The organism is Paenibacillus sp. 7541, from assembly GCF_002276395.1.
In the GTDB taxonomy this organism is placed as follows: Bacteria; Bacillota; Bacilli; order Paenibacillales; family Paenibacillaceae; genus Paenibacillus_AQ; species Paenibacillus_AQ campinasensis.
Genome location: NZ_NQLZ01000020.1, coordinates 13,958 through 31,973 on the forward strand (window position 1 = coordinate 13,958; position 18,016 = coordinate 31,973).

Annotated in this window: 18 protein-coding genes; 12 read left to right on the forward strand and 6 right to left on the reverse strand. The window is 54.3% G+C overall.

Going from position 1 to position 18,016, the window contains the following annotated elements:
- Nucleotides 1-119 precede the first annotated feature (119 nt).
- On the forward strand, nt 120-470 hold the full coding sequence (locus CHH75_RS12740) for a DUF3243 domain-containing protein (RefSeq protein ID WP_095264978.1): 351 nt from the start codon (nt 120-122) through the stop codon (nt 468-470).
- Between the two features lie 158 nt (nt 471-628).
- A complete protein-coding gene (locus tag CHH75_RS12745) occupies nt 629-1,807 on the forward strand; it encodes a cell envelope integrity TolA family protein (RefSeq protein WP_095398349.1) in 1,179 nt (392 codons plus the stop codon).
- Nucleotides 1,808-1,878: 71 nt separating this feature from the next.
- Here CHH75_RS12745 and CHH75_RS12750 read toward each other — a convergent pair whose 3' ends face one another.
- On the reverse strand, nt 1,879-2,412 hold the full coding sequence (locus tag CHH75_RS12750; protein ID WP_095264976.1) for a hypothetical protein: 534 nt from the start codon (nt 2,410-2,412) through the stop codon (nt 1,879-1,881).
- A gap of 182 nt (nt 2,413-2,594) precedes the next feature.
- Between CHH75_RS12750 and CHH75_RS12755 the strand changes: the two genes are divergently transcribed.
- The 7 genes from CHH75_RS12755 (at nt 2,595) to CHH75_RS12785 (ending at nt 12,205) form a co-directional block, all read left to right on the forward strand.
- Nucleotides 2,595-3,074: a glutathione peroxidase gene (locus CHH75_RS12755; protein ID WP_095264975.1), complete on the forward strand. Its 480-nt coding sequence runs from the start codon at nt 2,595-2,597 to the stop codon at nt 3,072-3,074.
- A 483-nt stretch (nt 3,075-3,557) separates the two neighbouring features.
- Nucleotides 3,558-4,919 (forward strand): FAD-dependent oxidoreductase, encoded by a 1,362-nt coding sequence (locus tag CHH75_RS12760; protein ID WP_095398350.1) that lies wholly within the window; start codon nt 3,558-3,560, stop codon nt 4,917-4,919.
- A 218-nt stretch (nt 4,920-5,137) separates the two neighbouring features.
- Complete coding sequence (locus CHH75_RS12765) at nt 5,138-5,965, forward strand: formate/nitrite transporter family protein (protein ID WP_095398351.1); 828 nt, start codon at nt 5,138-5,140, stop codon at nt 5,963-5,965.
- Between the two features lie 368 nt (nt 5,966-6,333).
- A complete protein-coding gene (locus tag CHH75_RS12770) occupies nt 6,334-8,400 on the forward strand; it encodes a molybdopterin-containing oxidoreductase family protein (RefSeq protein ID WP_095398352.1) in 2,067 nt (688 codons plus the stop codon).
- Nucleotides 8,401-8,638: 238 nt separating this feature from the next.
- Nucleotides 8,639-9,220 carry a TetR/AcrR family transcriptional regulator gene (locus tag CHH75_RS12775; protein WP_095398353.1) on the forward strand — a complete coding sequence of 194 codons (582 nt, stop codon included), beginning with the start codon at nt 8,639-8,641 and terminating at the stop codon, nt 9,218-9,220.
- A gap of 104 nt (nt 9,221-9,324) precedes the next feature.
- Nucleotides 9,325-10,590: an MFS transporter gene (locus CHH75_RS12780; RefSeq protein ID WP_095264970.1), complete on the forward strand. Its 1,266-nt coding sequence runs from the start codon at nt 9,325-9,327 to the stop codon at nt 10,588-10,590.
- Nucleotides 10,591-10,921: 331 nt separating this feature from the next.
- Nucleotides 10,922-12,205 (forward strand): MFS transporter, encoded by a 1,284-nt coding sequence (locus CHH75_RS12785; RefSeq protein ID WP_095264969.1) that lies wholly within the window; start codon nt 10,922-10,924, stop codon nt 12,203-12,205.
- A 44-nt stretch (nt 12,206-12,249) separates the two neighbouring features.
- Here the strand turns inward: CHH75_RS12785 and CHH75_RS24870 are convergent, their stop codons facing one another.
- Nucleotides 12,250-12,417, reverse strand: a complete 168-nt coding sequence (locus tag CHH75_RS24870) for a hypothetical protein (RefSeq protein WP_176475553.1) — start codon at nt 12,415-12,417, stop codon at nt 12,250-12,252.
- Nucleotides 12,418-12,432: 15 nt separating this feature from the next.
- Here CHH75_RS24870 and CHH75_RS12790 point away from each other — a divergent pair, with 15 nt between their 5' ends.
- A complete protein-coding gene (locus CHH75_RS12790) occupies nt 12,433-12,927 on the forward strand; it encodes a GNAT family N-acetyltransferase (protein WP_095398354.1) in 495 nt (164 codons plus the stop codon).
- 161 nt (nt 12,928-13,088) lie between these two features.
- Nucleotides 13,089-13,748, forward strand: a complete 660-nt coding sequence (locus CHH75_RS12795) for an MOSC domain-containing protein (RefSeq protein ID WP_095398355.1) — start codon at nt 13,089-13,091, stop codon at nt 13,746-13,748.
- Between the two features lie 18 nt (nt 13,749-13,766).
- Here CHH75_RS12795 and CHH75_RS12800 read toward each other — a convergent pair whose 3' ends face one another.
- The 3 genes from CHH75_RS12800 to CHH75_RS24875 are packed head-to-tail and all read right to left on the reverse strand — an operon-like array spanning nt 13,767 to nt 14,780.
- A complete protein-coding gene (locus tag CHH75_RS12800; protein WP_095264966.1) occupies nt 13,767-14,312 on the reverse strand; it encodes a GNAT family N-acetyltransferase in 546 nt (181 codons plus the stop codon).
- Between the two features lie 41 nt (nt 14,313-14,353).
- Nucleotides 14,354-14,608, reverse strand: a complete 255-nt coding sequence (locus CHH75_RS12805) for a DUF2164 domain-containing protein (RefSeq protein WP_095264965.1) — start codon at nt 14,606-14,608, stop codon at nt 14,354-14,356.
- 34 nt (nt 14,609-14,642) lie between these two features.
- On the reverse strand, nt 14,643-14,780 hold the full coding sequence (locus CHH75_RS24875) for a hypothetical protein (protein WP_176475554.1): 138 nt from the start codon (nt 14,778-14,780) through the stop codon (nt 14,643-14,645).
- Nucleotides 14,781-14,875: 95 nt separating this feature from the next.
- Here CHH75_RS24875 and CHH75_RS12810 point away from each other — a divergent pair, with 95 nt between their 5' ends.
- Nucleotides 14,876-16,615, forward strand: a complete 1,740-nt coding sequence (locus CHH75_RS12810) for a glutamine--tRNA ligase/YqeY domain fusion protein (RefSeq protein WP_095398356.1) — start codon at nt 14,876-14,878, stop codon at nt 16,613-16,615.
- Between the two features lie 90 nt (nt 16,616-16,705).
- Here the strand turns inward: CHH75_RS12810 and CHH75_RS12815 are convergent, their stop codons facing one another.
- Nucleotides 16,706-17,950: an MFS transporter gene (locus CHH75_RS12815; RefSeq protein WP_095398357.1), complete on the reverse strand. Its 1,245-nt coding sequence runs from the start codon at nt 17,948-17,950 to the stop codon at nt 16,706-16,708.
- Nucleotides 17,951-18,016: the final 66 nt, after the last annotated feature.

Below are 18,016 nucleotides of genomic sequence, written 5' to 3' on the forward strand. Positions count from 1 at the left end.
CTTTTCCATTGGCGAGCACGATGGGTTCGGCTGCGGCGTTCCTTGCTGGGTCGTTGATTAGCTTCGGGTGGACAAGGTTAAGTAAAGATTGAACCTAGTCGAACAAAGGAGGCGTTATCATGTCCGAGCATAATCATGTCGTCAACAAGAATGGTGAACTGGATGTCAATAAGGTCGATGATGCCATCGATCGCATTGATGAAGGGGAGAAGGAACGGATTCTGGCCAACTTTGATTCGTTTCAATCGTATTTGAGCAAGCGAATTCAGCTGGCCCAGAACATCGGGCTTGGCGAGGAACAGCTGGCACAGGCTGCTGAGAAGGTGGCAGGCTACCTGGCCGAGAACGAGGAACCGCGCAATGCGGAGGAGAAGCTGCTGCAGGAACTGTGGAAGGTCGGCTCCCAGGAGGAGCGGCACAAGCTGGCTCATATGCTGGTGAAGCTGGCCGAGCGTCGCCAATCCCATTAAGACGCTGTATGACCCCTTTCCGGGATGGATCCGGGAAAGGGGTTTTTTCGTTTCATCGCTTCAAAGTATCCATTTTTTATGAGTTCCATTATATAATCACTTATAGTGTAAAGCGGATGTATGGAAATCTATATTTTAGATCAAAAGGAGTTGCCTGAATGTCCGAGATTCTACTGGAACAAAAGGAACGGAAAATGAGGCCCCAATGGTGGGTACTGACCTTTAGCGTATACGTTATCGGGCTGTTGATCGGTGCCGGACTCATGATTGGCCCGCTGTTTCTGGTCGTGATGTTTCCGTCAATCGGCATCTATTTAACATTGCTGGCCATTCCGCTCGGCGTTTATATTTTCAGAAAAGTGTTAAGTGCCTTGCAGGGCCGAATATGGGTGAATACGCATCTCAGTGAATACCTGTTGTACGATGACAGAGTGGAGTACACCGTTTGGGACCCCAAAGTCAGGGAGAAGAAGGAAGGGGTTGTCCCGCTATCAGCGGTCACCGAGCTGTATTATGGCATGCATGTGTTTCACTACAATTACACCTACAGGCCCACGAAGCTGAATGAACCGCTGCAGCAGCTGGAGCTTCTGCCCATGCTGTATCTTGTACATAATCATCAATTTCAGCGGCAGATGCTGGCCATTCCGTTTACGAATGTGGTGGAGGCCAACCGCTGGCTGGAGATTGTCGCCAAGGAAGAGAAGCCGCTATGGCTAACGAGTGTAACGTCGCTGCACGATTATTATGTTGGCGATGTCCCGGAGGAGCTATCAGGGGATATTCATCTGGAGCGAGCCAGGTTTGACGGCAACATTGACGTGGCGTATCGTCCGTACATGGCGAAGATTACCCAGCAGCAGGCAGAAGAGGCTGCGAAGCAGCGTCCGCCTGAGGAGCAGCGGCAGCGTCTGAAGGAGGAACAGAAGAAGCGGCGGGCCTTTCCAGGCATCGGCCGGCTTGCCTGGCTGGTCTTTCCCCTGCAGTATGCAGGAGGCTTGTTGGTGGTGAGGCTGGCCGCAGAAGGAAAGATCAATCCGGAAGGGCTGGCACTTCCCTTGCTGTTGATCGGGGTTTGCGGACTGTTGTTTTTCTTGCTTGTCAAATGGATGAAATGGCCGCAAATCCTGATTTATGCGGTTGTATCGCTGATCAGTTTTTTGTTCGTAGACACCTCCGAAGTGGAAACAGACCCGTCGTATGTCGCCAGCTCTATGTTGCTGGGCATATCGGTCTTTTCCCCACTTCTGCTGAGCGTTATTTATGTGATCGTCCGTTCGATCAGAAGCTTGAGAGAGGGCAGGAAGCATGCCGATGATTCCGGCGTTCCTTCATAATACGGATGGGGAAGAGGCCAGACGTCCGGATGCACCGCTTCAGCGGTCCTCCGGATCGCCTGGCCTCCTTGTTACTTGTAGGGGCGTGTCTCGTACCCGAACCGGTATGTGTCCATCGGCTGTTCCGTCCGGGTTCGCTCGATCTGTTTCTTCTCTCCCGGTTGAAGGGTGATATTCTCGTACGTTTTCGTAAATACTTCCTGGTTGTCATGGTCCTGCAGCGATACGGTGATGTCACCTTGGAACGGCTGGCTGCTGTCATAGTTGCCGGCATACACCAGAAGCTCAACATTTCCTTCATTAACGAAGGCGCCCACGTAAAGCGCGACTTGATCGCCCGTATTCGGATTCCACTTGGCCTCTTGTTTTGCATATTCATTGTCAAGTGCAGAGACCATCGTTTCTTTTTTGTACATCGGTTCCTGCATGACAAGCATGAGCACGAAGGTAAGAAAAGCATAAGCGATGAGCGATGAAACAAGCGTGTGTTTCACGATAGTCTTGCTGTCATACTTTCCGATGATCAAGGCGAGTAAGGCAAGCACCGTCACCAGGAGCACACCGGCATGCCAGGGAGTAAGGAATAATTCGGGGTATAATTTCACAATCGATTCCTCCGCTTGCGAGATAGAATTACAGCAATAATATCATAGTACAAGCGTAGGAATATATCCATATCGGGCGTGTTGGCGCATTTGGATTCCGGCAACGGTTCCGGTATGATGAAGGATAGGTAAGGAAGGGTTCTGACTAGGAGAAGTAAGGTTAAGAAAAGGAGGAAACAAAAATGTCTGTTTACGATTACACCGCTGAGGATACGAAGGGTAATGCGATTTCGCTTGCCGATTATAAAGGCAAAGTGCTGGTGATCGCCAATACGGCCAGCGAATGCGGCCTTACGCCGCAATATGGCGACCTGCAGAAGCTGTATGAGGAATACGGGGATCGCGGCCTTGTCGTTTTGGGCTTCCCATGCAACCAATTTGGGGGTCAGGAGCCGGGAACAAGCGAGCAAGCCGCGTCGTTCTGCCAGCTGAACTATGGCGTAACATTTCCGATTTTCGCTAAAATCGATGTCAACGGCAGCCATGCGCACCCGCTATTTCAATATTTGAAGGCTGAGCAGCCGGGGCCGCAGGAGAGCGATGAAATCGCCTGGAACTTCACCAAATTTTTGGTGGATCGTGAAGGAAGGGTGGCTGCACGCTTTGAGCCAAGAGAGACGCCGGAGTCGATGCGAAGCACGGTGGAATCGTTGCTGGGATAAGGCTGGCGAAAGGTAATTAATACTAAGATAGAGCAGGTCTGTTGCGGTCCGGGGAAGCCCGGCCCGGGCAGACCTTTTTTAATTTTGCAGGAGATCCCTCTTTCTGCTGTCACAGCAGTTTCTAATATGCCCTGGACGGCCTGGATTTATAGCTGGATCTGCCGGGGAAACGGATTAATTACCCGATAACAGCTGGAACGGGAGGGAGGAGTGATATACAAAGCGGTATTGCCACTCGTTGTAGGATTGTCAACGCGATCGCTCTCTTTTTCATTGTGAAAAAATGAACAATATGTGACCAAACATAAAAACAGCTTGATTTGTGAAATTGATCACATTATAATAAAAGCATAAATTCAAGTGAAACAATTCACAATACGAACAGTCACTTTTCCAGAGAACACTTGTCACTGTCCAGCATGATTCGCAGCAAAACCGTTCATCTTAAACTAATACGAAGCATTACCACGAGGAGGAACAACAATGAAAATCGCTGTTATTGGCTGTACCCACGCAGGAACGTCCGCTATTGTCAACACGGCCCACTTGTATCCGGATGCTGAAATTGTCGTCTACGAGCGTAATGATAATATTTCCTTTCTGTCCTGCGGGATTGCATTGTATGTCGGCGGTGTCGTAAAGGACCCTCACGGCTTGTTCTATTCTTCGCCGCAGAAGCTGGATGAATTGGGCGTCACCACGAGAATGCGTCATGACATCCTGGCGGTCGATACGGACCGGAAAAAGCTGCAAGTGAAAAACTTGGACACCGGCGAGACGTTTGAGGATACGTATGACAAGCTGATTGTAACGACCGGCTCCTGGCCGATTGTGCCGAAGCTTGACGGTATCGATTTAGACAATATTTTGCTCTGCAAAAACTATAATCATTCCAACACCATCATCGAAAAGGCCAAAGACGCGAAGCATATCACGGTCGTAGGTGCTGGATATATCGGGGTTGAGCTTGTGGAAGCCTTTGAGATGAATGGCAAGCAGGTGACGCTGATCGACAGCGCCGACAGGATCCTGAACAAATATCTCGACCCGGAATTCAGCGGCAAAATCGAAGAATCCTTCCGTGAAAAAGGAATCGAAATGGCCCTCGGACAAACGGTAAAAGCCTTCGAGGGAACTGACGGCAAAGTGAGTAAGGTGATTACGGATCAAGGTGAGATTGTTACCGACCTGGTGATTCTGTGCATCGGCTTCCGGCCGAACACCGAGCTGCTTAAAGGCCAAGTGGATATGCTTCCGAATGGCGCCATCGTCGTCGATTCGTACATGCAGACGAGCAAGGAGGATGTGTTCGCTGCCGGGGACTGCTGCTCGGTTCTGTACAATCCTACCGGAAAAATGATGTACATTCCGCTTGCCACCAACGCGGTGCGGATGGGAACGCTGGTGGCGCGCAATCTGGTCAAGCGCACGACGCCGTATATGGGCACCCAGGGCACCTCGGGTCTTAAAATTTACGAGCATAATATTGCCTCGACCGGGCTGACCGAAGGGGCGGCCAAGGATGAGGAGATCGCTATAGAGGCTGTGACCATCCATGATCATTACCGTCCGGAGTTTATGCCGACGGCTGAAGAGGTGACGCTGAAGGTAGTGTATGACCGGGACACTCGGCGGCTGCTGGGGGCACAGGTCATTTCGAGAGCGGACTTGACCCAATCGATCAACACGCTGTCGGTGTGCATCCAAAACCGGATGACGATAGACCAGCTCGCATTTGTTGATTTCTTCTTCCAGCCGCATTACAACAAACCGTGGAACTACTTGAACAGCGCTGGACTTCAGGCGCTCCCGCCGATCGAAGTGAATACGCCGATGCATGTCTGACCGATGCACAAGGGAGGTCACCGTCGCCAGTCCAACTGGGCGCCGGTGGCCTTTTTCATATGAACGGAGGCTTCGATGGCGATCAGCGCTCGTGCACACGGCTGCTCTCCACATGCAGCGTGATCTAGGTTACGTTCGGGTCAAGGGCTCCTGCGATACAATAGCTGTATTAGGAGGGCTTCCTGCTTGCAGGCAGGGAGCGAAGGGAGAGAGCGTGCATGTCCTATTATAAGCCTCAGGAGATCGCAGGCATTACCGCAGATAATGGAACGGCCAAAGCGCGAAATTCAGCAGGAGCGGTGGTGGTGCTGGGCTTCTTAGCCGGCGCGTTTATCGCACTCGGCTACCTGCTGGCGATTCGTGTCATGGCGGGAGCGCCTGAGCATTGGGGGACGATAACGGGACTGATCGGGGCGGCCGTGTTCCCGGTTGGTCTTATTCTGGTGCTGCTGGCTGGCGGAGAACTGCTGACCGGCAATATGATGGCCGTATCGCTGGCGCGGCTGGTCGGACGGATTTCAACCACGGAGTGGCTTCGGAACCTGCTGCTGGTCACCGTCAGCAATTTTGTCGGGGCTGTGTTTGTCGCTTATTTCTTCGGTCATGTCACCGGTCTTACCGGCAGCGGGATTTATTTGGATAAAGTCGTCGATCTGGCGGGGCATAAGCTGGAGGACAGCTTCTTGCAGGCGTTCTGGTCTGGCGTCGGCTGCAACTGGCTTGTCGCACTGGCGGTGTGGCTGTGCTACGGCTCATCCCAGATCAGCGGCAAAATCCTCGGCATCTGGTTTCCGACGATGGCGTTTGTAGCGATCGGCTTTCAGCACGTTGTCGCCAACATGTTTCTCATTCCAGCTGCCATATTCGAGGGCTACTACAGCTGGGGTGAATATATTCTCAACTTTATTCCGGTATGGCTCGGAAATCTGGTCGGTGGAGCTGTATTTGTAGGTGCAGCCTACGCCAGCGTATATTTGCGGGCTGGGCGTTCCCCGGTGGCCCGTACCAGCCAGCAGCAGGAGAGTTACAGCAACAAGGCCGGGTGAACGAAAGTGCCAAGGCAGCCGGAGCGTTACGGGGTTATCCGTGAGGCTTTCCTTGAGGCTGGCAATACACACACGAGATATCGTTCCACACATAGCCACAGATTGGAAACGCAAACAACAAATTCGCCATGCAGGTCTCGGGGGAGGAGACACAGCATGGCGAATTTTTTGGGAGTGGTCCATGATATGGCAAGGACAGGGAGGGTCTGGGTTCCTCATCCTTGCTCTTGTTATGAATATACCCGCGGATTGGAGAGGTGAAACATCGCCAATCGAAAAGTTATCAGAAGCCGGAACTTTACGAATACATCGGCTCCCTTTAAGATTAAGAAAGATCACATGCAGACGTGCCGAAGGGAGAGGACGAAATGATTCAACAGGAAAACGGCGTGTTTCCGGCGGTTTGCCCGCTGGATTGTCCGGATACATGCGGCCTTCTGCTGCATAAAGAGAACGGGAAAATCGTGAAGATTACAGGCAATCCGGAGCATCCGATTACCAAGGGGGCCATCTGTAACAAAGTCCGCCATATGACACACCGCATATACCATCCCGAGCGCGTCCTGTATCCGCTCCGGCGGACAGGCGCGAAAGGCGAAGGCGCCTTTGAGCGAATCAGCTGGGACGAGGCGATTCGGGAAATTACAGAGCGGTTCAAGGCTTTGATCGCGCAGTATGGTCCGGAAAGCATCCTGCCATACAGCTTCTATGGGAACATGGGCATTCTGAGTGTGGACGGCATGGACCGGCGTTTTTTCAACGCGCTTGGCGCGAGTCAATTGAAGCAGACGATCTGTAATTCCGCAGGCAATGCGGGCTTCAAGTCGGTCATGGGCTTTAACGGCGGGACGGTGCCGGAGGATACGGAGCATGCCGACGTCATCATCGTATGGGGCGGCAATATTGTGAGCACCAACATGCACCAGGTTGTGCTGGCTGAGAAGGCCCGCAAGCGCGGAACTAAAGTCATTGTGATCGACGTCCACAAAAATCAGACGGGACAGTGGGCCGACTGGTTTATCCCGCTGTACCCGGGCACCGATGCTGCGCTGGCTGTCGGCATCATGCATATTATGTTCCGCGACGGTCTGGTGGATGAGGAGTTCCTTCAGCGCTATACGCTGGGGCATGAACAGCTCCGGGAGCATGCAGCCTCTTATACACCGGAATACGTGTCGAGCATTACCGGCATTCCGGTGGCGGATATCGAGAAGCTGGCTGACCTATACGGGCGTGCGGCGGTATCCTACATCCACATTGGCAACGGTCTTCAGCATCATGACAATGGCGGCTTGACCGTTCGCAGCATCACCTGTCTGCCTGCGCTGACCGGTCAATGGCTGAAGCGCGGCGGCGGTGCGGCGAAATCGAACGGCGGCTATAACAGCATGAACAGCGAAGCGCTGGAGCGGCCGGACCTGCGGCCGAACCCAGAGGCGCGAACCATCAATATGAACCGGATCGGTGAAGCGCTGGCGATGACGGAGCATCCGATCAAAGCGTTGTTTGTCTATTGCAGCAACCCGCTGGTCGTGGCACCGGATGCAGAGCGAGTGCAGGCGGGTTTTGCCCGGGAGGATCTGTTCACCGTCGTCCATGACCTGTTCATGACCGATACGGCGAAGTATGCGGATATCGTGCTTCCGGCGACCTCCTCATTTGAGAATACGGATCTGTACGCATCGTATTGGCATCAGTACGTTCAGCTTCAGGAGCCCGTTATTCCTGCCCTCGGCGAGAGCAAAAGCAATGTGGAGCTGTTCTCCCTGCTCGGCAGAGCGATGGGATTGGACGAGGAAGCGTTCGGCGAGCGAGAGGAAGATATGATTGTCCAGGCGCTCGATTATCCGGACAATCCGTACTTGAACGGAGTGACACTGGAGCGATTGAAGAAGGAGCGGTTCGTGAAGCTGGATATGTCGCCGCTGGCGACCTATCTGGACAGACTTCCGACACCGTCAGGGAAGATCGAGCTGTATTCGGCCGAGCTGGAAGCGGCCGGACTGCCGCCGCTGCCGAGCTACGTCCCGGTGAAGGAGGGATATGACGGCGTGCGGCGCGGGCGGGGACGCCAATATCCGCTCATGTTCATCTCGCCGCCAAACCATAATTTCCTGAACTCCACCTTTGCCAATGTGCCGAAGCATCAGCAGCTGGAGAAACAGCCGGTGCTCCAGATTCACCCTGAGGATGCACATGAGCGGGGGATTGAGGACGGCGATCAGGTTGTGGTGTACAACGATCGCGGCACGTATGAGGTAACGGCGAAGGTAACGGACAAAATGCTGCCGGGCACCGTGGTCAGCCAAGGCCTGTGGTGGGAAGGGGAGAGTCGGAAGCAGCGCGCGAATGCGCTGACGCCGGATCGCCTGTCGGATATGGGAGAAGGGGCCACCTTCTTCTCCACCGTGGTTGAGGTACAACGGCAGCCGTAAGGCAGCTGATCGATGGAGTAGACGCTGCTGGCAAGCAGGCCGCGGTGAGCGGCATTATCACGTTCGAAGCGATAAGAAATTGGAGTCCTCCGGCAAGCCAAGATGATCCAGGAACGGATGTCTTTTGCCGGGGGATTTTTGTATCCGCAATATTCTTTTCTTTACAAGTGGGGGTCTGTTCGTTAGAATTAAACCGTACAGTCGGTTTTTAAGGAGTTGTGGTGAAGGAGGCGCGGCAATGGCGACAGAGAAAGCACTCCGAAAACGGGACCTCATTCTGGACAAAGCGAAGGAGCTGTTTATCCAGCACGGATATGCCGCAACATCCATGGATGATCTGGTTCGGTACAGCGGGATCAGCAAGGGCAGCATCTATTATCACTTCGAGAGCAAGGAACAGCTGTTTGTCCAGATTCTTCTGCGGCAAAATGATGAATGGATGCGGGCATGGGAGGAAAAAAGCAGTCAGTATAGCGGGTTTGAAGCCAAGCTGTACGGAGTGGCCGACCACCTGGTGGACGATTTCTACCTGAATCCGCTCGTCAAAGTAGCCGAGGAATTTCATCTAGGCGGCGCGGAAGACAGCAACCTTATGGAACAGTTGCTCGAGATTGTTCAAGCACCGAGACAGCTTTACCGCGATATTTTTGCCGATGGCGTTCGGGAAGGGAAGATGGCTGCAGACGATGTGGATGAAATGGTGATCATCTTTGCTTCCATGCTGGATGGCATGTCGACCTCGTTTTACGAGCGCTCCAGCGAGGATTTGAGGAAGCTGTACCATCGCGGGGTGGATATTTTCCTTCGCGGGATCTTATAGCAGCATGACATCATGGAACCGTGCTCCTATCTCCATAGGATACGGTTTGTCTTCACCATTTAATAAACTGACTAGTCGGTTTTATAGAAAAGGGGATGTGTTTAATGAAAGGTCTACTGTCGAGCCGCGCTTTTGTTCTACTGATGTTATCTGATCTTCTGCAAAATGTAGGGATCTGGATTCGCAATATGGCTTTGCTGTTCTTCATTATGGAGAAGAGCGGGGGAAATCCGGTTGCGGTCTCCCTGCTTACGGTTATTGAGTATGCGCCGATCTTTATCTTCTCGGCCATTGGCGGGGTGCTCGCGGATCGTTGGCGTCCCCGGAGAACGATGCTGTGGGGCGACATCCTCAGCTTCATATCGATTGTGATCATTCTGTTCACCGTCATGTCGGGAATGTGGCAAGCCGTATTTGCGGTCACGCTGGTCTCAGCGATCGCCTCGCAATTCTCTCAGCCAGCATCTGTGAAGATTATTAAGCGCAGTCTCCCGGATGAACTGGTTGCCCAGGCGACCGCCTTATCGCAATCGATGATGTCGCTGTTCATTATCGCCGGTCCCATTATAGGCACGGCGATCTACCAGCACCTTGGCCTGGAGGCTTCCTTGTTCAGTCTGCTCGGCGTCTTCGGACTGTCGGCTGTTCTTATCGTCTGTATTCCTTCTTCGGTGGATGAGGGCGGGACGGTACGAAGCGGGCCGTCCTCCTTCCGCAGGGAGCTGGGCGAGGGAATCCGTTACATCACGGGAAGCCGAATGCTCCGGATCATGCTTCTGATCTATGCAGTGCTTGCCCTGGGCGCGGGTCTCGTCCAGCCGCTCGACATCTTCGTGATCACGAATCGACTGCAGCTGGACATGACCGCTGTTCAGTGGTTCACTGCACTGGAAGGAGTCGGCATGCTCGCCGGCGGAATTATGGCAGCGATTCTTGCCGGAAAGCTGAACGGGAGGCTGCTGCTCTTCATCGGCTTGGCATTTCTCGGGATCTCCACTTGTGTGGAGGTGCTGTCCCTATGGCCGCTCTTGACCGGATCGCTTCGTTTTCTGACCGGGCTGTTGCTGGCGCTGGGACAGACTGCACTGATGGCCATGGTCATCCGGGGCGTGGAGGAGGCTTATGTGGGAAGGATGAGCGGTCTGCTGAGTCCGGCATTTACCGCCATGCTGCTGATCGGATCAGGGATAACCGGGGTGTACATGTCGCTGACGTCCATTTTCGTCGTTTATTTTACCGCCGGCGGATTGTTCCTGCTGGCCTCCCTGATCAGCCTCCGGCTGCCGGCAGCCTCCTCGGCGCTGTCTTCCGGAGCCCAAACGCCCCAAGTGACTGCATCATCCTCAGCGCCCGCCTGTTCTTCGCAATAAGGGCGGTTGTCAGCCGCCTGTTATTGCTGAGTTAAAGCGTCAATGAATGTGCTTGCCGAAAACGCCGCTTGAGGCGATACTAAATGGTGGGCGATCGACAAGACCACCATAGGTGTCACTTGATCATAGAGGCGATTCACGAGAGATATCAGCGAGTCGCTGTTCACGTAAAAAGAGCCCGGAAGGGCTTTTTTTTCTGTGCGTTTCATCGATTCCCACTGCGCTGGCATGCAGACAGATGAACATGCCGCCAGCTATTCTATTATGGATATGGACGCTTACAGGCAGCGGAACTTTGGCTTGCCTGTCGCGCTTTTGGAGACTTTTCACGATGAAGTTATTATCGCAGTATCCCAAGGAAGTAAAAGCATTTCTCGTAGCCAGCCTGGTTGCATCCGCCGGCGGTTCCTTGATGTGGCCACTGACGACGATGTATGTGTTTGATGAACTGAACCGCAGCATGCAGGATGCAGGACTGGTGATCCTTATACAGTCGCTTGGGGGCATTATCGGCCAGCTCCTCGGTGGAGCGCTGTATCATAAGGTCGGCGTAAAAAGATTGATCGTCGGCTCCTTGCTGCTGAATGCGCTTGGCCTGTTCTCGCTTCCGCTGATCAACGGATATTGGAGCCTTCTCATTGTGACGATGGGGCTCGTCGGGCTCTTTAACGCCGTCTCGATGCCGGCGATACAGGCCTTTATCGGCTTTCGCTTTGCCGATCGGCGGGGAGAGCTGTTCAACGTCGTCTATGTGGCGAACAATATCGGAGTTGCGCTCGGAACCGCAATGAGCGGCTTTCTGGCGGAAATCTCGTACCATCTCAGCTTTGTGCTGAACGGGGTAACATCATTTGGTTTTGCGGTGTTTTTCCTGATCTATCTGACCAAGCTGGATGCGCCGAAGGAGGCAGCAGGCCCAGCCCTTCGCAAAACGCCGCTGTCGGCCGGGCCGGGTGCGTGGGCGCTGCTTTCCCATACACGGATTTATCTGTATATGGGACTCGGCTCATTGTTTCTCTGGTTCGGCAATTCCATCTGGAATACAGGCGTATCGCCGTTCATCATCTCCGAGGGGATGTCGAAGGCCGCATACGGGTATCTGTGGACGCTGAACGGCATTCTCATCTTTGCCGCCCAGCCGCTTGTCGGTTTGATCAGACGCTGGCTGGCCCGCACGGAGTCCAGCCAGATGACGGCAAGTGCGCTATTCTACCTGGCGGCTTATGTGGTGATTGCCTTGATGCAGAGTTACCCGGGGTTGGTGCTGGCGATGGTGCTGGCCACCTTAGGCGAGATGCTGATCTCGCCGGCAATTCCGGCCTTCATCTCGGAGCGGGCGGGCCGTTCGGCTCCGTTCTATATCGGCGTCGCCGGCGGCATGGGCGCAGCTGGACGGGTGCTCGGGCCGTACTTTATGGGAACGATGTTTGACAGCGGCGGACTGACACCGGTCGCATGGCTGGCCGCCGCAACAGCGGTGCTCTCATGTATCGCCTTTGTTGTGCATGCGCGAATGAGCCGTCATTTTACACTTCCGGAGGATGCGGGCGGTGCCCCGCCTCTCGGGGGCACGGTGCTGCAGAAGCCACTGCTGGATAAGCCGTCTGAATCTTGATGGTTGCGCTGGAAGGTATTATGTCTTCACGCGAAAGGATGACGCTAAGGCTGCCGGCCTGTGGCATGCACGGCTTCACGCTCCTGTGTAGTCCCTCGGCAGCGCCCCTGCATGGAGGTGCCCGACTTCTGCCCCAGGCTGGCCGGCTCAGGCGATGACCGTCCCTGCATGGATCCCAGCCAGCTGTTATAATGAGAGTAGCTACGGTTCATAGAGGGGGGGATGCCATGAAAGCCAGCCAGGAAGTTCTGCTGATCCGCTTGTCCGAGATGAAGGATGCCGGCTGCCTGATGGAGCTGGATCATCTGGTCTGGGACCGGAATACGGCGCCGGAGCCGCTTGTGTGGACATCGCGGGAGCAATACTTGCTGCACTGTCCCCCCGGAAGCCAGCTGGTTGCCTTTACAGGGGATGTGCTGTGCGGGTATGTCGGCTTTCGATCCCCGAGCGGTCTGGCGAGTCAACGCCACGTGAAGGAGCTGAACATCGCCGTTCATCCTTCGTATCGGCGTCAGGGCATTGGTCGGCAGCTGATCGAAGCGGCTTGGCATATGGCCCGGAGGGAAGGGGTCGCGAAGCTGAGGCTGCGGGTGCTGTCCTGCAATCCCGGGGTGCTTGCTTTCTACCAAGCCTGCGGGTTTCAGGAGGAAGGGCGGCTGTCAAGGGAATTCGAGGTGGACGGCCGGTTTGTGGACGAGATATGGATGTGCCTTTTTGTCTGATAAGATAAGATGCTATTGATCGTATACAGGAGCGGTTCGGCAGGATGCCGGGCCGCTTGTATTGTATGAGGGGCGTGGGTCCTGTCTGCGGCTAGACAAGGGCTGCGCATGTGCATATAGTTTAGATAACGATCAAATAGATAAGAGGGAGCTGGCAGAAGATGAGTATGCGGATTGTATCCCTGAACGTAGGGAAGCCGATCACGGTAGATTATCTAGGCAAGCCTTTGAGTACGGGCATTTACAAGCAGCCGGTAGAGGGTGCGGTATTTCTGGGGAAAGAAAATTTTGCAGGCGACGGCCAGGCCGATCTCGTCCATCATGGGGGAGCGGACAAGGCGGTATGCGCCTATCCGCTCGAGCATTATAAGTATTGGGCCAGCTCCCTTGGCAAGGAGATGCCGCCCGCTTCATTTGGGGAGAACCTGACGCTCCAGGGCCTGCTTGAGGATCAGGTGAGCATCGGGGATGTATTCCGGGTCGGAGAAGCGGTGGTGCAGATCAGCCAGCCGAGATACCCGTGCTTCAAGCTGTCGCAGAAGCATGGGGTGAAGGATATGCCGGCCCGTGTGCTGAACACCGGTTACAGCGGCTTTTATTTCCGTGTGCTGGAGGAAGGTGAAGTGAGTGCCGCCTCTCCGGTAACCCGTCTTGAAGCTCATCCGAAAGGGATCACCGTGCGCGAGGTGCTGCTCCTGATGAAGGACGGCCGCAAGGATGAGTCCGGCCTGTGCCGCATGCTGGAGCTGGAGGAGCTGTCTTCGAGCGTGAAAGGCCAGTTCGCCAAGTGGCTTGAAGCGCTGCGCAGCTCCAGCTCCTAACGTACAGAACCTATGATTTTACAGCCGTCTCCATTCGCTTTGCAGCATGCCATAGACCGCATGGTTGACATAGCCTTGGGGCAGCTTCTCCGCTTCGCGAATAACCCCTTCCAGGACGAAACCGAGCCGCTCGGGGATGGCACGACTGCGCTGATTGGCGGTGGCACAGCGAATCTCTACCCGATTCAGCCCCATCCGCATCAAGGCGTGCTCGGTGAATGCGCGGCAAGCGCTGGTCATCAGCCCCTGCCCGGTGTAACGCTCGCCCAGCCAGTAGCCGATGCCGACGGAGCGGTTGTTCCAGTCGATCTCGTGGTATGAGATCGTGCCAGCGAGTTCTTCACGAACCCAGATGCCGGCGGAGAAGCCGCCGTTATCGGCCGCTTGCTTAAGCGATCCTTTTATATAATTCAATGAATCATTCACTTCCCGCACCGCGTCAACCCACGGCAGCCACTTCCGCAGGCGGTCCCGCGACCGGTCTGTAAGCTCGAACAGCGCCCGTGCATGCTCAATCGCCAAGGGGCGCAGTTCCACATGTTCGTCAAGCGTAAATGCAAACATCGTGTTCTTCTTCTCCCATTCCTTCGGTATTCCCGACTTCTTTATCGGGTTCTTCTCACGCTTTGCTCCAGCGCATAGATGTCTTCTTCAAGGGTGGCCATCCTGTCATTCACCACAAGCCTGCAATCGCTGAGCGCCTGGTTGTATATATAGGGGCCGAGGGTCGCCGTGAAAAAATCAAGCACACTTTCTGCAGCCAGATGGCCGATCGGCTCACCGCGCTCCACTTCGAAATATTCCATCACTTGCTCTACCAATAGCTCGCGTTGCTCCTTGGGAATTTTAAGGGGTCTCATGAAGAAGCCCTCCTATCGGCTGTTTTCTTTCATGCTACCTCAATAAAAAGCCACCGTCAAAGCCTGCTTGATCCCGCTGCTGCAGCTTGCCTTTAGCCGCCGATGCGGATACAGGGGACATGTCCATGCCAGAGCGGATATCGGCTTCAGCAGCCCAAATCCATCCTGCCAAGAAGCTCTCCATTCCTTGAACAATTGCGGCGTTACAGGTATATTTAAGAGAAACACGTTTATACAGGCTAATAGACGGAAAATTAGGACGAAAGGTTGATCAACGTGGAGAACCATCGGGGCACCCCCTCCAATTTTATAAAAAACATAATTGAAGATGACTTGAAGTCCGGCAAGGTGAAGGAGATTGTTACCCGATTCCCGCCGGAGCCCAACGGCTACCTGCATATCGGACATGCCAAGGCGATCTGGATCAATTTCACGCTGGCTGACGAGTTTGGCGGGCGGACACATCTGCGGTTTGACGACACGAACCCGGTCAAGGAAGACATCGAGTATGTGAACTCGATCAAGGAAGATGTGAAGTGGCTCGGTTTTGAATGGGAGGAGCTTCGCTACGCCTCTGACTATTTTGAAGAGATGTATGACCGCGCGGTTCTGCTGATTAAGAAAGGGAAGGCCTATGTGGACGATCAGTCCCCGGATGAGATTCGGCGGACGCGCGGAACGCTGACAGAACCGGGCAAGAACAGTCCTTACCGTGATCGCAGCGTGGAGGAGAACCTGGACCTGTTCGAGCGTATGCGTGCAGGTGAATTCGCCAATGGCGAGCGCGTGCTTCGCGCCAAGATCGATATGGCTTCATCGAACATCAACCTTCGCGATCCGGTTATCTACCGGATTTCCCATGCGCATCATCATAATACCGGAGATAAGTGGTGCATTTATCCGATGTATGCTTACGCTCATCCTCTGGAGGATGCGATCGAAGGAGTTACGCACTCGCTGTGCTCGCTTGAGTTCGAAGATCAGCGCCCGTTCTACGACTGGGTCATCGCGGAGTGCGAGATGGAGAGCGTCCCTCGCCAGTATGAGTTCGGCAGACTGAATGTCGCTCAGACCGTTACGAGCAAGCGGAAGCTCAAGCAGCTGGTAGATGAGCAGGTTGTGGATGGCTGGGATGACCCGCGGATGCCGACCATTTCCGGGATGCGCCGTCTGGGCTACACGCCGGAGGCCATTCGAAACTTTGTGTATGAGACCGGCATTTCCAAAGCCTATGGCACGGTGGACCGCCAGGTGATGGAGCACTTCATTCGCGAGGATCTGAAGCTGAAGGCGCCTCGGACGATGGCGGTGATCGATCCGCTCAAGGTGGTCATTACCAACTACCCGGAAGGGGAGACGGAATGGCTTGAGGCGGAGAACAATTCGGAGAATCCGGAGATGGGGTCGCGCCAAATTCCGTTCTCCCGTGAAATTTACATCGAGCGGGAAGACTTCATGGAGGATCCGCCGAGCAAGTATTTCCGGCTGTTCCCGGGCAATGAGGTTCGCTTGAAGCATGCCTACTTCATCAAGTGCAATGAAGTGATCAAGGACGAGAACGGTGAAGTCGTTGAGCTTCACTGCACATACGATCCCGAGACGAAGAGCGGCACCGGCTTTACCGGCCGCAAGGTGAAGGGAACGATCCACTGGGTGGAGGCTTCCCAGGCGGTGCCGGCGGAGTTCAGACTGTACGAGCCGCTATTCAAGGACGAGACGGCTGCCGAGGAAGAGCCGGAACAGGAAATTGCCGGAGAAGCCGAAGGCGAGGCTACGGAGACCGAGACGCCAGTGGAGAAGTCGTTCCTGGACGATCTGAATCCAAACTCGCTGCAAATCGTGCACGGCTTTGTGGAACCGAATATGAAGGAGGCCAAACCGCAGGATAAGTTCCAATTTTTCCGTCATGGCTACTTCAATGTCGATTCCAAATATTCGGAGCCGGGGCGTCCGGTATTCAACCGTGTCGTTTCGCTCAAGAGCTCTTTCCAGCTGCCGAAGAAATAAGCTTTAGCATCGAAGCGGCAACAGGGACTTTACATTGCAAAAGACTCGAACATCTTGGTCGATGTTCGAGTCTTTTTTAGTTGCTCAACGCTATTCGGTTGCCGAAACCTCTTCGATCTCTTGACCGTTCTCATCCAGGTTTAGCGGATGATAGCCTTGTCTGCGCAGGGTATACCACATGCTGCCAAAGCCGATCGCCCCCATGATGGCCAGCAGCATGCCCGACTGGTACATCATCTGGGCCCCGAAGTTCTGGAACATCCAGCCGCCGGCAATGCCGCCGATGACACCGGAGATGCCGCTCCAGCTCAGCGTATACAGCGCTTGGCCCGTCGCCTGGAACGCCCGTGGAACGAACAGCATCGTCAGCTGGACCCCGACATAGAAGTAACCGCCGAAGGTGACGCAGTGAAGCAGCTGGATGAAGGCGACCTCGATCGGGCTGGAGGCGTCCGCCATCAGATACCAGCGGAGGGCAAACAGCAGACTGACGACGGCCAGACATCCGACAAGCACATGGATGTTCCGCTTGAGGAATCGGTCAAACAGCAGAAAGACAGCGATTTCGAAGATAGAGGCAAAAAATATCGCCAGTCCGACCATCTGTTTGGAGCCGCCGAGCTCCAGTATGTAAATGGACATAAACGTATTGTTTGCCGTGTTCGGAACCGATACAATGATGCCAAGCAGAATGAATGCAATAAAGTACATGTTGGAGAACAGCCGCCCGAATCCTTTCAGGCTGACGCTGGCCGTATGGCTGGTCCGCTGGACCCCGGGAAGCAGGAAGATCAGCACCGCTGCCAGCACAAGCATAACCGAGAATACGATCGAAATCCGCCCGGAGCCGAGCCTGTCTATTACAGGTCCGGCCGCAATTGCGGTCAAAGCCCAGCCGAGGGAGCCCCACAGCCGGAAGGCGCCGAATTTATGCCGGGTTCCTTCAATATAGGTCAGAATTAATGTGTTGGTCTGAGAGAACATCGGTGTCTGGAAAAAATAAAACAGAATCATGGCCATATAAATCATCGTATACGTGTTGGCCTGAAATACCCACTGTACCAACAGCAGAGTGCCGGCCATCATAATCAGAAGCACGCGTTTGATATCTCCAGCCCGGTCGCTCCAGAAGCCCCAGAAAGGATTGGCAAATACCGACACGAATGGAGCGATGGCCATCAGGCTGCCGATCTCGATTTTGCTCATGCCGATATCCTGTAAGTACAGCTGGAAGAAACCGGTGAAGATGACCATGGTTCCATACATGAAGAAGTTGAACAGCTTCAGGGAGTGCAAGGATGCTGAGTCATTGTTCTTATTCCGCAAGAAGGTCATTCCTTTCAGAACCGAATGCAGTCCATAATGCGACAGTGTCTCAGTAGCTGCCTGTCCTTCTCAATG